General features: G+C 63.2%; 17 protein-coding genes. 8 read left to right on the forward strand and 9 right to left on the reverse strand.

Annotated elements, in window-relative coordinates:
- Positions 1-188: 188 nt before the first annotated feature.
- From MKZ91_RS15950 to MKZ91_RS15975, 6 genes are all read right to left on the reverse strand, one after another.
- Complete coding sequence (locus tag MKZ91_RS15950) at positions 189-1835, reverse strand: FAD-binding dehydrogenase (RefSeq protein WP_336171975.1); 1647 nt, start codon at positions 1833-1835, stop codon at positions 189-191.
- A gap of 183 nt (positions 1836-2018) precedes the next feature.
- Complete coding sequence (locus MKZ91_RS15955; protein WP_336171976.1) at positions 2019-3050, reverse strand: peptidoglycan -binding protein; 1032 nt, start codon at positions 3048-3050, stop codon at positions 2019-2021.
- A gap of 3 nt (positions 3051-3053) precedes the next feature.
- Positions 3054-4157: a MotA/TolQ/ExbB proton channel family protein gene (locus MKZ91_RS15960; RefSeq protein WP_336171977.1), complete on the reverse strand. Its 1104-nt coding sequence runs from the start codon at positions 4155-4157 to the stop codon at positions 3054-3056.
- A 256-nt stretch (positions 4158-4413) separates the two neighbouring features.
- Entirely contained in the window at positions 4414-5214 is an 801-nt protein-coding gene (locus tag MKZ91_RS15965; RefSeq protein ID WP_336171978.1) for an inositol monophosphatase family protein, read from the reverse strand.
- Positions 5215-5482: 268 nt separating this feature from the next.
- Positions 5483-6631: a tetratricopeptide repeat protein gene (locus MKZ91_RS15970; protein ID WP_336171980.1), complete on the reverse strand. Its 1149-nt coding sequence runs from the start codon at positions 6629-6631 to the stop codon at positions 5483-5485.
- Positions 6632-6640: 9 nt separating this feature from the next.
- Positions 6641-7288 carry a thiamine phosphate synthase gene (locus MKZ91_RS15975; protein WP_336171981.1) on the reverse strand — a complete coding sequence of 216 codons (648 nt, stop codon included), beginning with the start codon at positions 7286-7288 and terminating at the stop codon, positions 6641-6643.
- A gap of 107 nt (positions 7289-7395) precedes the next feature.
- Between MKZ91_RS15975 and MKZ91_RS15980 the strand changes: the two genes are divergently transcribed.
- Both MKZ91_RS15980 and MKZ91_RS15985 read left to right on the forward strand, forming a co-directional pair.
- Positions 7396-8175: a sulfite exporter TauE/SafE family protein gene (locus MKZ91_RS15980; protein ID WP_336171982.1), complete on the forward strand. Its 780-nt coding sequence runs from the start codon at positions 7396-7398 to the stop codon at positions 8173-8175.
- A 99-nt stretch (positions 8176-8274) separates the two neighbouring features.
- Positions 8275-8535 (forward strand): ArsR/SmtB family transcription factor, encoded by a 261-nt coding sequence (locus tag MKZ91_RS15985; RefSeq protein ID WP_336171983.1) that lies wholly within the window; start codon positions 8275-8277, stop codon positions 8533-8535.
- Positions 8536-8700: 165 nt separating this feature from the next.
- Here MKZ91_RS15985 and MKZ91_RS15990 read toward each other — a convergent pair whose 3' ends face one another.
- Positions 8701-8874 (reverse strand): YdcH family protein, encoded by a 174-nt coding sequence (locus tag MKZ91_RS15990; protein ID WP_336172023.1) that lies wholly within the window; start codon positions 8872-8874, stop codon positions 8701-8703.
- A 211-nt stretch (positions 8875-9085) separates the two neighbouring features.
- On the opposite strand from MKZ91_RS15990, the gene MKZ91_RS15995 reads away from it, so the two are divergent.
- From MKZ91_RS15995 to MKZ91_RS16020, 6 genes are all read left to right on the forward strand, one after another.
- Entirely contained in the window at positions 9086-9289 is a 204-nt protein-coding gene (locus tag MKZ91_RS15995) for a YdcH family protein (RefSeq protein ID WP_327498517.1), read from the forward strand.
- 53 nt (positions 9290-9342) lie between these two features.
- A complete protein-coding gene (gene purE, locus MKZ91_RS16000) occupies positions 9343-9807 on the forward strand; it encodes a 5-(carboxyamino)imidazole ribonucleotide mutase (protein WP_336172024.1) in 465 nt (154 codons plus the stop codon).
- Positions 9804-10859, forward strand: coding sequence for a 5-(carboxyamino)imidazole ribonucleotide synthase (locus tag MKZ91_RS16005; RefSeq protein ID WP_336171986.1), 1056 nt, complete (start codon positions 9804-9806; stop codon positions 10857-10859). The genes purE and MKZ91_RS16005 overlap by 4 nt, the downstream gene beginning before the upstream one ends.
- 171 nt (positions 10860-11030) lie before the next feature.
- Positions 11031-11156, forward strand: coding sequence for a type B 50S ribosomal protein L36 (ykgO, locus tag MKZ91_RS16010; RefSeq protein ID WP_024271182.1), 126 nt, complete (start codon positions 11031-11033; stop codon positions 11154-11156).
- An 82-nt stretch (positions 11157-11238) separates the two neighbouring features.
- Complete coding sequence (locus tag MKZ91_RS16015) at positions 11239-11853, forward strand: hypothetical protein (RefSeq protein WP_336171995.1); 615 nt, start codon at positions 11239-11241, stop codon at positions 11851-11853.
- 565 nt (positions 11854-12418) lie between these two features.
- Complete coding sequence (locus MKZ91_RS16020; RefSeq protein WP_336171996.1) at positions 12419-13435, forward strand: alpha/beta fold hydrolase; 1017 nt, start codon at positions 12419-12421, stop codon at positions 13433-13435.
- 19 nt (positions 13436-13454) lie between these two features.
- On the opposite strand, the gene pyk is transcribed toward MKZ91_RS16020, so the two are convergent.
- Together pyk and MKZ91_RS16030 are read right to left on the reverse strand one after the other, a co-directional pair.
- Positions 13455-14894: a pyruvate kinase gene (pyk, locus tag MKZ91_RS16025; RefSeq protein ID WP_336171998.1), complete on the reverse strand. Its 1440-nt coding sequence runs from the start codon at positions 14892-14894 to the stop codon at positions 13455-13457.
- Positions 14894-15370, reverse strand: a complete 477-nt coding sequence (locus MKZ91_RS16030; RefSeq protein ID WP_442892292.1) for a DUF1036 domain-containing protein — start codon at positions 15368-15370, stop codon at positions 14894-14896. The genes pyk and MKZ91_RS16030 overlap by 1 nt, the downstream gene beginning before the upstream one ends.
- Positions 15371-15405: the final 35 nt, after the last annotated feature.

Consider the following 15405-nt stretch of genomic DNA (forward strand, 5'->3'; position numbering starts at 1 on the left):
GTTCACCCCTCATCCGGCCTGCCGGCCACCTTCCCCGCACGTGGGGAGAAGGGACGTTGTGGCAAGCGCCCCCAGACACATAGCTGGCGACTTAACCAGTAAGCCAGCAGCGGGATGCGTCCCCTCTCCCCGCCTGCGGGGAGAGGGTTAGGGTGAGGGGCAGATTGCAAGCACAACGGCACATTCGATCACGCCCCGGTAGCACCCCGCCCGGCCTCGCGGCCGGAGAAGATGCAGCCACCGAGGAACGTGCCCTCGAGCGCATTGTAGCCGTGCATGCCGCCGCCACCGAAACCGGCGACCTCTCCCGCGGCGTAAAGACCCGGCACCGGCGTGCCCGATTGCTCGAGGACCTGTCCGGAAAGGTTGGTCTGCAGGCCACCAAGCGTCTTGCGCGTGAGGATATGCAGGCGAACGGCGATCAGCGGTCCGGCCTTCGGATCAAGCAGCCGGTGCGGCTTGGCGGTGCGCAACAGCCGGTCACCACGATAAGCCCGCGCGCCGCGGATTGCCGTCACCTGCGCATCCTTGGAGAAGGGGTTCATGATTTCGCGGTCGCGTGCCTCGATCTGCTGGCGCAGATGCTCTGGCGGCAAGCGATTATCACCGGTTAGCGCGTTCATCGCCGCCACCAGATCCTCGAGCCGATCGCGCACGACGAAGTCTTCACCCTTGTCCATGAAGGCCTGCACCGGCCCGGGCGGGTTCTTGCCGAGCCGCTTCAAGAGCAACGCGATGCTCTTGCCCGTCAGATCCGGATTCTGCTCGGAACCTGAGAGCGCGAATTCCTTCTTGATGATCGCCCGGGTCAGGATGAACCAGCTGTAGTCGTGGCCGCTGTCGCGGATCGCCTGCAGGGTTCCGAGCGTATCGAAGCCGGGCATGGCAGGTGCAGAAAAGCGGTTGCCGTCCGCGTCGCACCAGAAGGATGATGGGCCCGGCAGGATGCGGATGCCGTGATCCGGCCAGATCGGATCGAAGTTCTTCAAGCCTTCGGTATAGTGCCACATGCGATCGGAGTTGATGACCGAGCCGCGCGCCCGGCTGGCAATCTCCAGCATGCGTCCATCGACATGGTGCGGCACGCCCGAGACCATCGTCGCCGGCGGTTGGCCGAGGCGCTTGCGCGGCCAGTTGCGGCGCACCAGTTCGTGATTGCCGCCGATGCCACCGGAGGTGACAATAACCGCGCCGGCCGAAATCTCGAAATCGCCGACGACGTCGCGCGCGCTTTTCTGACCGCGTTCAACCGGGTCTTCCTTCAGAAGCGCCCCGCGCGCGCCTGTCACGCGCCCGTCCGTGGTTACGAGTTCATCGACCCGATGGCGAAACCGGAAACGTACGAGTCCGCGGCTTTCGGCCTCCCGCGTCAGACGGATGAAGGGCTCAAGCACCGCCGGACCGGTGCCCCAGGTGACGTGGAAGCGCGGCACCGAATTGCCGTGACCGTGAGCGAGCCCGCCACCGCGCTCGGCCCAACCGACGACCGGGAACCAGCGCATGCCGAGCGAATGCAGCCAACGGCGCTTCTCCCCGGCCGCAAAATCGAGATAGGCCTCGGCCCAAAGGCGCGGCCAGTGATCCTCGGGACGGTCGAATTGCGACGAGCCTGCCCAGTCCTGCCAGGCAAGATCGCGCGTGTCACGAATGCCCATGCGCCGCTGTTCGGGACTGTCGACGAAGAACAGGCCGCCGAGCGACCAGAAGGCCTGGCCGCCGAGGTTCTGCTCGCCTTCCTGGTCGAGAACGATGACCTTGCGTCCAAGGGACGCCGCCTCTGCGGCGGCGACAAGACCGGCGAGCCCTGCGCCGATGACCAATACGTCGCAATCCATGAAATGCCCTCCCCCTGCATCTCAGACAGCACCGCACATGCCTTTACGGCGCCGCGCGCCTTACCAGACGCGCAAAGGTCGCTGCCGCCATGTGAATGGCTGCAGCAACTGTTACGCGTACGTCAAGGTCAATTCAAGGGTCGGGTTCAGCCCTTGACCGCGGTTCCGTTTCCGCGCCCCGGCTTACTTCTCGGTCAGCTTGAGCTCGATACGGCGGTTCTGGGCGCGAGCCTCGACACTGTCGCCAGGCGCAATCGGCTGGTACTCCCCGAAGCCGGCGGCAACCAGGCGGTCCGCTGGAACCCCCTTCGAAATCAGATACTTGACGACCGAAGTCGCACGCGCCGAGGAGAGCTCCCAATTGTCGGCGTAGCGGCCGGTGCCGGACAATTTGACATTGTCTGTATGCCCGTCGACGCGCAGCACCCAGTTGATCTCCGCCGGGATCTCCTTGGCGAGATCGAGCAACGCCGCGGCGAGTTTGCCCATCTCCGCCTGCCCATCCGGGTTGAGTTCACTGCCGCCCGACGGAAAGAGCACCTCCGACTGGAAGACGAAGCGGTCACCCACGATGCGGATGTTCTCGCGATCGGAAAGGATTTCTCTCAGGCGCCCGAAGAAATCGGACCGGTAGCGGTTGAGCTCCTGCACCCTTTGGGCGAGCGCGACGTTCAGACGACGACCAAGGTCGGCAATCTTGGTCTGAGACGTCTGGTCTTTGGCTTCGGCCACCTGCAGCGCCTCTTCGACGGCTGCAATCTGGCTGCGCAGCGCTGCGATCTGCTGGTTCAAAAGCTCGATCTGGCTCATCGCCCGGGCACTGATCTCGCGCTCGTTTTCGAGGTCCGTGCCGAGGCGCCCGATCTTGACGTTGGCTGCATCCTCGCTGCCGGCGCCCCGATCGAGCAGGGCCTGCAGCCGCGAGCGCTCGCCTTCCGACTGGCTGAGCGACGCCTGCAGATTGGCGAGTGAATCCTCTAGATCCTGCTTGCCGCTCTTTTCCAGCGCCAGCAGCTGCGTCAGCTCGTTGATCTGGCTGTTCAGTCGGGTGAGCACCTCATCCTTGCCGCTGATCTCGCGGCTCAGCAGGAACTGCCCGAGCACGAAAACGGTGAGCAGGAACATGATCGAAAGCAGGAGCGTCGAGAGCGCATCGACGAAGCCCGGCCAGTAGTCGATCGTGCGTTGCGAGCGGCCTTTGCGGGCGAGCGCCATGGATCACTCCCCTCCGTTTTCGTCCAGACGCTCGAGCTTTGCCGCCAGCGGCGGCTTGTCGCTCCGCGCGACATAACCGTCGCCACTGCCGATGCGTGACGACAACCTGTCGAGAGTCCGGCGCATCGCCTTGGCTTCTTCCTGCTGCGCTTCGATCCAGTCCCTCAGCATCTGCTGCTCGCCGCGCATGTTTTTCACCAGCCCCTGAATGCCTTCGGCAAGGCTTGCCATGGCAGCGGTCGTCCGCTGATTGGTGCCGCCCTCCTGGTTGAGGCGCACGAGCTGATCGGTCAGCTTCTTCAGCTCCTCGACAGAGCCACCGGCAGGCGCGCCGATCGCAGTCGACAGCTCGGAGCCGACATCGGTGACGGAGGAGAGCCAGTTTTCGAGTTCGGTGTAAAAGCGGTTCTGCGCCCGCCCGGCCTGCAGGTCGAGGAAGCCGAGGATCAGCGAACCGGACAGACCGAAGAGCGAGGTGGAAAAGGCCGTGCCCATGCCGGTGAGCGGCGCGGACAGACCGCTTTTCAGCGCCGCCAGGATGTCTTGCGTGGTTCCCGTTCCGGCATCGAGCGACTGGATGACGGTGTTGATCGAACCGATCGTCCCGAGCAGACCCCAGAATGTTCCAAGCAGGCCGAGAAACACCAGGAGACCGGTCAGATAGCGCGAGATATCGCGCGATTCATCGAGACGAGTTGCGATCGAGTCGAGAATGGACCGCAGCGCCGTGGTCGAGATCGCGGTCTGGCGGCCACCGATCAGCGCCCGCATCGGCGCCAGAAGCACCGGATCGCGTCCGACCTTGTCTGCGCTGCCGGCAGCGCGGAAGGAATTGAACCAGCGCACTTCGGGACGCAGGCCCAGCACGTGGTTGAAGACCAGCAGGATGCCGATCAAAAGCACCCCGAGGATCAGGCCGTTGAGACCGGGATTGGCGAGAAAGGCGTTGTGTGCCTGGCGAAAGAGGATTGCACCGACAAAACCGACGATGATCAGGAAGACCACCATCGTCCAGAAATAGTGCATGGGGCTCGACAGCTTCTGCGGATTGTAGCCTTCGTCCATGCCTTCGCGACCGTTCCACCCGGACAGATGCAGTTGCGTCATGGGTATAAGTATCTCCCGGTTTTTACTTGACGGGACGGCGCCGCGCCGGCCCGGAGCCTACTGCATAATTCCCGAAACCGAAATCGATTCAAGGATGAAATTGCGCCATGCACCAAAGCGATGCGTCAGCGGTGCCCCCTCCAGATAGGCATAGGCATGTGGCACTGTCGTGTTGCCTCATTCCGGATCAACCGGAAAAACAAAACCTCCGGCATGGGTGCACGCCGGAGGCTCGAAGAATGAAGGCAATCGCCAATTACTTCGTCGGCACAGGGCGATGAACGACGTCGGTCAGCGCCTTGACGATGTATTCGTTGCCGCAGATGACCGAGCCGTCATCCACCGGCTTGGCGCCGCCATTGATATCATGGGCCCAGCCGCCGGCCTCGCGGATGAGAAGCACGCCGGCAGCGATGTCCCAGGCGGCAAGATCACGCTCCCAGTAACCGTCGAAACGGCCGGCTGCCACATAGGCGAGATCGAGCGAAGCAGACCCCATGCGGCGGATACCCGCGACTTCGCCCATGACGTGGCGCAGCTCGATCAGGTACTTGCCGTGGTTGCCGCGGCCAAGATGCGGGGTGCCGGTGGCGATCACCGCGTCGGAGAGATGCTTGCGCGAGGCAACGCGCAGGCGGCGGTCGTTGAGGAAGGCGCCACCGCCGCGCTCGGCCGTGTAGAGCTCGTCCGTCGCCGGGTTGAAGACGACGGCGCCGACGATTTCGCCCTGGCGCTCAAGCGCGATCGACACTGCGAAATGCGGGATGCCGTGCAGGAAATTGGTGGTGCCGTCGAGCGGATCGACGATCCAGCGATGCGCGCCGTCGGTGCCGATGATCTCGTCCCCTTCCTCGCCGAGGAAACCGTAGGTCGGGCGGGCCTTCAGGAGTTCTTCGCGGATGAGCTTTTCGGCCTTGCGGTCGGCCTGCGAAACATAGTCGCCCGGTCCCTTGAGCGAGACCTGCAGGTTCTGGACTTCGCCGAAATCGCGGGCCAACGACTTGCCGGCCTTGAAGGCGGCCTGAACCATGACATTGAGGAGAGCTGAACGGGCCATCTGGCGATCCCTTTGAAAACGAAGGCCGACCGAGCGCGCTCGGTCGGACGTTGAACCTGCTTGACGGAAGAAAACCCGATCCACCCGCTTCCAGGCAAACCGCAGATCCATCTCCGTCGTCAAAAAACCGAGTGAAAGATCACTCCGCTCGCTGTCGCCGGCAAATGCGGCATGTCGAGCAAAACCGCGGTTTCAGAACCATAAAAGGCCCGCGAATTCAAGAGAAATAGCGTTCCGAGCGGCGTTGACCCAAGGAATCGCCGGTCGATCAGCTCCGGCGGTACTTGTTGGCGGCGCTGAGCGCCTGCTTCTGCTGCTCCTCGTTGAGGCCAAGGTAGAAGTCTTCGAGCGCGTCGTCCTTGAGGCCGGCGCGCCGCGAAAGCACATACCATTTCGCCGCCTCGACCGGGTCGGGTCGGGTGCCAATGGCGTTGACATAGAGATGCGAAAGCCGGTTCTGCGCAACGACGTTGCCGCCTTCGGCAGCCCGTCGCATCCAGCCGAACCCTTGCTCGAGGTTCCGGTCTCCCGCAATGCCCTCGATCATCCAGATGGCGATATCGAGCTGGGCCGTGTCGTAGCCCGCACGCGCCGCGCGGACCAACCACTCGCGGGCACGGGCGCGCTTGTTCTCCTCGATGCCGTCGACATTGACCAGGATCTGCGACAGCGCATATTGCGCATCCGCGATGCCCTGTTCCGCCGACTTTTCGTAGTAGGGCATCGCCAACTTCAGCCCTTTCGGTCCGGGATTGTCAGCAACGAGTGTCTGCCCGTAATTGAACTGGGCGGAGCCGTTGCCGAGATCGGCCGCCTTCTTCATCAATTCTTCGGACCGTTTCCGGTCCCGCTTGGCGTAGCGCCCCTCCATCAGGATCAGCGCATATTTGAACATCGCCGCCGGGTCGCCCTTTTCTGCCGCCTGCCCGTACCAGAAGGCGGCCTGCTTGGGATCACGCACGACGCCGAGCCCCTGCTGCAGGATTTCGGCAATCAAGGTCTGTGCCGCCGGATCGCCAAGCTGCGCCCGCGGCAAGGCAAGATCCATCGCCGTCAGGTAGTAGCCGCGCTGGAACGCGCCGTAGGCTTCGTCGACCTTGCCGGTGAAGGGCTTTTCCGCCGGTAGTGCGGGCAACTCCGCCCCCATGCGGTCGAAGACGCCGACGCCCGCGGACGGCGCGGTGCCGTCGGCCGGCTTCTTTCCAGACGATGTCGGCGACTTGCCATCCGACGTGTTCTGTCCCGCCCCTTCCGGCAGCGCGGCGCCGTTGAACGGTGTTATCCGGCCGCGCTTCTCGACGCCCGCTCCTTCGCCCGCACCACTTGGCTCCTGCGCATGCGCCGGCAGCGCGAGCGCGACGGCCACGGCAAACAGGGAAAGACTCCGGCTGAATCTGGAAGACACTCGGCTCAACATCGAAACGTCTTAATCTTCAAACCGTGGCGCTTTTTCGTCAAGAAGTGCGTTGACCGCAGCAACGACGGATGGCGCCTGTCCCGGCTCGCCAAAGACGGCGAGGCGAAGAGCAACGAACTCGGCACCGGTCTCGGCGACGGCGAGCGCCGACTGCGGATCGGTGCCGCCCATGACGATGCAGGGGATCTCGATCATCGAGGCCCACCACTCCGCCAGCGCCAGGTTCTTCGGGTGCGCCTCGGGCTTGATGTCGCCGTCGGTCTTGCCGAAGAACACGTAATCCGGACGCACTTCACCGATCTCGAGCGCATGATGCCGATCGGCGGCATTGCCGCCGCCGACGATCAGTTTCGGCGTGTGCTTCTCGACGGCTTCGCCGAGCGCTTCGGCATTGCCGGCAATATGCAAGCCATCCGCCTTGGCCCGCCCAGCGACGCGGGAATCGCCCTCGATCAACGCGGCAGCGCCAGCCTCCTGGATGACCGGCACCAGCCGCTCGGCGTGTTTCTGGAACTCGGCGTCGTCGAGGCCATATTGCGGCACGATCACCGAAGCGACGTCGCCGCCCTTCAAGGCGTCGGCGAGCACCGTCGCACGTTCTGCCGGATCCGGCATGTCGGGCGCGATCAGCACCAGGCGGCAGCGTTCTGTTGTCATGCTCACTTGTCCATTTCCGGCTGTATCCGCTCACGCGGCGAAACCAGCGCTCGATTTCATTTCCGAAAACCGATAGACGGAGACTGCAAAAGGATCAACCGCCCCTCATGCTTCCCGATATCGACTTCTATCTTATCGCCATTCCGGCAGTTCTGCTCGTTGGCCTCAGCAAGGGTGGCATGGGCGAGGCCTTGTCGCTCATGGGCGTGCCGATCCTGTCGATGGCGGTGTCGCCGGTCCAGGCGGCCGCCCTGCTTTTGCCGATCCTGATCGCCATGGACATCGTCTCGCTCTGGATGTGGCGCAAGCACGGCAACCGCAAGACGCTCCTCATGCTGTTGCCCGGCGCCCTTGCCGGCATCCTCATCGGTTGGGCCACCTCTGCCTATGTTTCCCGCGACCTTCTGCGCCTGATCATCGGGCTCATCACCGTGCTCTTCGTGCTCCGCTACACCTACAATGTCTGGCGCATGCGCAACGGCATTGCCATCGCGCCGAAAAAGCAACGCGCAGGTCCAGCAGCGCTGTGGGGATCCTTTGCCGGTTACGGCAGCTTCGTTGCCCACGCGGGCGGCCCGCCCTTCCAGATCTACACTCTGCCGCTGCAACTCGATCCAAGGGAATACACGGGCACGATCGTGCGCTTCTTCGCCATCCTGAACGCGGTCAAGCTGATCCCCTACTTCGCGCTCGGGCAACTCGACCTCAGCAACCTAAAGATCTCGGCGACCCTCTTTCCGCTCGCCATCGTCGCCACCATCTGCGGCGCATGGATCGTTCGCCGCATGAAGCCACAGGTCTTCTATCCCTTCATGTATACGATGGCCTTCCTCGCCGGCTCGAAACTGCTATGGGACGGCATCAACAGTCTCGTTGCCGGCGGTTGATCCAGCCGCAAGTATTACAGAAATATTGCAGAGCAAAATTAGCATTTCGCACCGCACAATTTTCTTGCCGCCTCTGTCGTTTTCGCCTAACGTTTGCCTATGACGATCGCGGACCCTTTCGATGCCATTGCGGACCCGAACCGGCGCCACCTGCTGGAGGAACTCAGGCGTGCACCGCGAACCGTAAACGAATTGGCCGAGGGGCTGCCGATCAGCCGACCGGCCGTCTCGCAGCACCTGAAAGCCTTGCTGGACTGCAATCTGGTCTCGGTCTCGGCCAATGGCACCCGCCGGATCTACGCGATCAACCGACCGGGCTTCGACCGCCTCAATCTGTGGCTCGACCAATTCTGGTCTTGAGCATGGAGCCGGATCTGGGGGCTGCCGACATGAAAACGACCGGGCATCAAGCCCGGTCGAGCATTCCGTATCTTCCGTCGTGGGGGATTGGTTCTAAACCTTGTTGCGCTTTCTCAGAGGGGGGAGATAGCGCCTCCCGATAGTACTGGGAAATACCTTTGATAATCAGTGAGTTGAGGAGCGAAGTCTTTCGATTTCGTCCTTGATGCGCAGCTTCCGCCGCTTGATATCGGTGATCTGCTCGTCTTCCACAGACGGCTGATTCATCGCTGCATGGAGTTCCTGCTCCAGGGCGCCATGTTTCTTCTCAAGCGTTGCAAGATGAGCCTCAACAGTCATTTGGCAGTCCCTTCCTTTTGCTTGCATCCGGCAGGCAAATGCCGGATGTTCCATGGTTGTAACCTTACTACTGTGCCACGCCATTTTTCATTTGTCGAAGGCGAAATGATGACGACGGATAACTTCCCGTTACCGCCCAAGATGTGATAGAGCGGCATGAAATTCCGGTTCGAGGAGGACTTCGCAACCGGGCTGATGGGGATCGCTTTGCATGCCGGACCAGGACCAGGCCGAACTCAGATTGACCGCCGCGCGGCTGAGGCAGGAACATGAAGACTATGATGCTGCCATCAATGCCATGATCCAGACCGGCTGCGATGCGCTGAGAATTCAGCGCATGAAGAAGAAGAAGCTGGTCATCAAGGACAAGATCACCAAGATCGAAGACCAGATCATTCCAGACATCATTGCCTGAAGCGGACACCTGAAGACGTGATCGACACCACGACCCCACCCGTCGCCATCATCATGGGAAGCCAGTCGGACTGGGAAACGATGAAGAACGCCGCCGATACGCTCGACGCGCTCGACATTGCCTATGAGGCCCGCATCGTTTCCGCACACCGCACGCCCGACCGGCTCGTCAATTTCGCCAAGGGCGCCCGCGACGAGGGCTTCAAGGTGATCATCGCCGGCGCAGGCGGTGCAGCACACCTTCCCGGCATGTGCGCCTCGATGACCCCGCTGCCGGTCTTCGGCGTCCCGGTGCAATCCAAGGCGCTCTCCGGTCAGGACAGCCTGCTGTCCATCGTCCAGATGCCCGCCGGCATTCCGGTCGGCACGCTGGCGATTGGCCGCGCCGGCGCCGTCAACGCGGCACTGCTTGCCGCAGCCGTGCTGGCGCTCAGCGACGAGGATCTCGCTGACCGGCTCGACGACTGGCGTGAACAACAGACGATCGCGGTCGCCGAGTATCCGGTGGACGAGGCATGACGACCATCGGCATTATCGGCGGCGGCCAACTCGGCCGCATGCTGGCGATGGCAGCCGCCCGACTGAACTTCCGCACCGTCATCCTCGAGCCCCAGCTGGACTGTCCGGCCGCCCAGGTCGCAAACGACCAGATCATTGCGGCCTATGACGACGAAGCCGCGCTCGCAAAGCTTGCCGACGTCAGCGACATCATCACCTACGAATTCGAGAATGTCCCGGTCGCGGCTGCCGAACGGCTCGCGGCCAAGCGTCCCGTCTTCCCGCCACCAAAGGCGCTGGAAGTGGCACAGGATCGCCTCGTCGAGAAGCGCTTCATCAACAACTGCGGCATCGCCACCGCGCGCTTCCATGCGGTCGATAGCCAGGCTGACCTCGAAGCGGCACTTCACGATTTCGGCGGCACCGGCGTGCTGAAAACCCGGCGCCTCGGGTACGACGGCAAGGGACAACGCGTCTTCCGCTCGACAGCCGACAGCCCGGCCGGTGCCTATGCCGCACTCGGCAGCGTTCCCTTGATCCTCGAGAGCTTCGTGCCTTTCGAGCGGGAAGTCTCAATCATCGCCGCAAGGTCGGCCGATGGCGCAGTCGCCTGCTTCGACCCGGCGGAGAACGTCCATCGCAACGGCATCCTTCACACCTCGACCGTGCCCGCCGCACTGAGCTCAGCCACCGCCGACACGGCGCGGCACGCGGCGAAGGCGATCCTCGACGCGCTCGGCTATGTCGGGGTCATCGGCGTCGAGTTCTTCGTGCTTGCGGATGGCAGTCTGGTCGCCAATGAAATGGCGCCGCGCGTGCACAATTCCGGTCACTGGACGGAGGCTGCCTGTGTCGTCTCGCAGTTCGAGCAGCACATCCGCGCCGTTGCCGGGTTGCCGCTCGGCAATCCGCAGCGCCATTCGGACTGCGTGATGCAGAACCTGATCGGCGACGACATGGCCGATGTTCCCGCCTGGCTTGCCACGGACGACGTCCTCGTGCATCTCTACGGCAAGACTGAAGCCCGCCTGGGCCGCAAGATGGGCCACGTTACCCGCCTCATCCGTGGCTGAAAGCTGCAGAAATGCGGGGCAAGGCGGTAAAAATGGGCCGTCTTGCGGTTGACACTTAAGGGGTGACACGGTATTTGCCATCCCACCTTAAGGAGCGCGCTGTACGGCGCGCTTTTGATTGTTAGAGATACCGGGCGAATTTTGTTTCCCCGAAACCTGCGGATCAGGAAAATGAAGATCAAGAATTCGCTCAAGTCGCTGAAGGCTCGTCACCGCGAAAACCGTCTGGTTCGTCGCAAGGGCCGCATCTACATCATCAACAAGCAGAACCCGCGCTTCAAGGCTCGTCAGGGCTGAGGCCCGACAGGGTATCTGTCCTGCGGCATCGCAATAGCGGTGTCCCAGAATTGATTTTGAAGTTGATCCATGGCGAGCTAACATGCTCGCCATGCGAGTTTTTGTACCCTTGATTCTGGCGGTCGCCGCCCTGCTCGCCACCTCCCCCGGAGCTGGCAATTTTGCCTTCGCGGCAGAGGCTTCGCCTCAAACGGAATCAGCCAGCCTCACGACACCGAAGCAGCGCCTTGACGCCCTGTTTTCCGACCTCAAGAAGGAACGGGATGCCGAGAAGGCGCGCGAGCTTTCCAACCAGATCCGGATGGAATGGCAGGATTCGGGCAGCGCCACCGTCAATCTGCTGATGCAATGGGCCGACAAGGCCGTCACCGACAACAAGCAGGCTGCAGCCCTCGACATCCTCGACCAGGTGATCACGCTTGCACCCAACTATGTCGAAGGCTGGAACCGCCGCGCTACCCTGCACTATGCAATGGGCAACTACAGAAAATCGATGTCGGACATCAACCGCGTGCTGGCGATCGAACCGCGCCACTTCGGGGCGCTCGCCGGCATGGCGGCGATCCTTGGTGCCTCGGGCAAGGATGAGTTGGCCCTGCGGGCGTGGGAACAGTTCCTGGAGATCTACCCGGCCGACCGCAACGCCCAGGAGCAACTCAGTGAGTTGGCCGAGAAGCTGGCCGGCAGCAAGACCTGACCGCACCCCCCGCTGCCGCCACTGCGATGACGCCTCTTCACTCTGATCCGACCGCCCTGCATGAGCTCGCAACACGTGCGCGCCGCTTCATCGAGCCGATCTGGCTAGAATGGCATCGGGCCTGGGGTGGCGACATCCCCACAATCCCCTCGCAATGGACCTGCGGCGCACCAGCCTGTTTCTGCTGCGCGCCCTGCGGGCCGAGGGCTTCGATTGCCCAATGGGTTTCGAGAACGCCGCGCACAGCCCCCTCGGAGCCGGAGATCGGCGCTTTCGGCTTTTTCTGGGACGGCAGCTGGCGGCCATGCCTGGGTCGAATGCGGTAATTTCATCGTCGACATCAACGCCGACCAATTTGGCGCTGCACCTGTGATCGTTGTCGATCGGAGCGAGAACCGTTACAACAAGGGCGATCGGGACAGCGCGCTGCCGGAGTTCGTGATTGCCCGCCAGCGTGCCGTCGACGATATCTGGCCGCGATGGCTGATGCTGCGGTCACAGCCGTCCCTTGCGGACGGACGTCAAGCGCCTTGAGAACAACGGCGCCGGAAGTCGGATCGAGACCATGTTTCCAGTCGCGCTGCTGCTCATCGGATTGCTCCTCACCGGCATCGCCTACAGCCTCTGGCACGCGCGCGCGTTTACCCGCCGGTTTCCGAACGTCGGTGAGCTGATCGACATCGGCGGCTATCACATGAACAGCGTGCACCTGCCCGTGGGCGAGCGAGCTGACCTGCCTCCGGTCGTCTTCATCCACGGCGCCAGCGGCAACCTGCTCGACCAGTTGCATGCCTTTGCCCCTGCCCTTGACGGTCGCGCCGAGATGCTGTTCGTCGATCGTCCCGGCCACGGCTATTCGGAGCGCGGCGGTGCAACCAACGACCTGCCGGACGGCCAGGCGGCGGCCATTGCTGCCCTCATGGAAAAACGCGGCATCCGGCGGGCAATCATCGTCGGGCATTCCTTCGGCGGCGCCATCGCCGCGAGCTTCGCCCTTCATCACCCGGAAAAGACCGCCGGCCTCGTGCTGCTGGCACCGGCAACGCATCCCTGGCCCGGCGGCATCGACTGGTACTACCACCTGACGGCGCTGCCGTTCGTCGGCTGGCTCTTTGCCCATACCCTGGTGACGCCCTTGGGGCAGCGCCGGATCGAGCGCGGCACCCGCTCGATCTTTTCGCCCAATCCACGGCCGGCCGACTATATCGACAAGACCGGGCCACATCTGGTGTTGCGGCCTTCCACCTTCCTCAGCAATGCCCGCGACATTGCCAACCTGCATGCCTATCTGACCACGACCGCGTCTCGCTACCGCGAGATTGCCGCGCCGACCGTCATCATCACCGGCGACAGCGACGGCATCGTGCTGGCCGACATCCATTCCCGCGGGCTCGCGCGCGACATCCCCGGTTCGCAGCTCGTCTGGATCGGCAATCTTGGACACAAGCCCGACTATGTGGTGACCGATGTCGTTGTTGCCGCCCTGGAGAAACTCGCCGGTCAGCCGACCGACCTCGACGAAATAAAAAGGCGGGCCGAAGCCCGCCTGATTGCTAGGCCCGGTGAAGTTTCCCAGGCCTGATCTCTTCAGGAAGCGCGCTTTAGACGCCGCTCATGCCGTCCGAGCCGATATAGGCGATGCGCAGCATGTTGGTGGCGCCCGGCGTGCCGAGCGGAACGCCGGCGGAGATGATGACGCGTTCGCCGGGCTTGCCGAAGCCTTCCGCGGCAACGATGCGGCAGGCGCGGTTGACCATGTCGTCGAGATCGGTCGCATCCTCGGTGACCACGCAATGCAGGCCCCAGACGACCGAAAGACGACGCGCCGTCTGCACGATCGGCGAGAGCGCAATGATCGGCACCTGCGGCCGCTCGCGAGCGGCGCGCAGACCCGTCGTTCCCGATGAGGTGTAGCAGACGATTGCCGAAAGCCTCAGCGTCTCGGCAATCTGGTGCGCCGCAAGCGAGATCGCGTCGGCACCGGTTGCTTCCGGCGGCGTGCGCTGGGCGTAGATGATGCTGGAGTAATGCGGGTCGCGTTCGACGTTGCTGGCGATCGACGCCATGGTCGAGACGGCTTCGACCGGATACTCGCCGGAGGCCGATTCCGCCGAAAGCATCACGGCGTCCGCACCTTCAAACACGGCGGTCGCAACGTCCGAGACTTCGGCGCGTGTCGGCACCGGCGCGGAGATCATCGATTCCAGCATCTGGGTGGCGACGACCACCGGCTTGCCGGCGCGTCGACATGCGCGCGTCAGTTGCTTCTGCAGCCCCGGCACTGATTCCAGCGGCATTTCGACGCCAAGGTCCCCACGCGCCACCATCAGGGCATCGGAAAGTTCGATGATCTCGTCGATCCGGTCGAGCGCCTGCGGCTTCTCGATCTTCGACATCAGGCCGACGCGGCCGCGGGCGATCTTGCGGACTTCGGCCAGGTCTTCCGGGCGCTGCACGAAGGAAAGCGCCACCCAGTCGAACTCGCCAGTCGCCAGAAGAGCGTCAAGGTCGGCGCGGTCCTTGTCGGTCAGGACGCCGACGGCGAGAAGCGTGTCGGGCAGGCTGACGCCCTTGCGGTCGGAAATCTTGGTGCCGGCGACGACCGTGGTGACGATGCTCTTGCCGTCTGTCTTTTCAGCCTTCAAATGCAGCTTGCCGTCGTCGATGAGCAGCCGGTGGCCCGGCTTGACCGCTTCCAGGATTTCCGGATGCGGCAGGAAAACGCGGGTGTTGTCGCCGGGCTCGTCCCTGTTGTCGAGGGTAAAGGTCTGCCCGACCTTGAGGTCGACCTTGCCTTCCGCAAACTTGCCAACGCGCAGCTTCGGGCCCTGCAGGTCGCCGAGAATGCCGATCGGCCGGCCACAGCGCGCTTCGACGGCGCGGATGCGCTGAACGAGCGTGCGCATCACGTCGTGGCTGGCATGGCTCATGTTGATACGGAACAGATCAGCCCCTGCCTCGTGCAGCTTCTGGATCATCTGCTCGTCGGAAGACGCCGGTCCGAGCGTGGCGAGGATTTTGACTTTTCTGTTCCGCTTCATCAATTCTGGCTTTCCTGCGTGCCGGACGAGTCGGAAAGCTGAACCATCCAGCTCCCTTGACGCCCCGTGTCGTATTCCTTGAATCCCATGCGCTGGAAGCCGCGGGCGAAGCAGTCCTGGACGCCCGTGATCTTGAACTCGTTCTCGGCGACACACATGTTGACGTCACCGGTCCAGCGGCCGCCCCGGGCCGCATCTTCCGCGTAGAGATAATAGTATCGTGATTGGAGTTCGCCCTCGATGAGCGTCGCGCAGGTGGTGGCCGGAACCTGCCACCAGCCCTCCGTTACCCAGCCGTCCTTGGCACGGTAGCCGATGGCCACGCCCACCAGAGTCTGGGTGCCGTTGCAGACACGGAAGTCGGCGCGCGCATCGCCGGCATAGAGAAATGAGCTTGAGGTCGCCAGGAAAAACAGGAGGATACCTCCCAGTGTCGTCAGCCCCGGCTTCGCTTTGGAGAAAGGATATCTGGACACGGTTTCCGATGGAACTCCGTTTTGGTTTGCGTGGC

The organism is Ensifer sp. MJa1 (assembly GCF_037026475.1).
Classification (GTDB): domain Bacteria; phylum Pseudomonadota; class Alphaproteobacteria; order Rhizobiales; family Rhizobiaceae; genus Ensifer.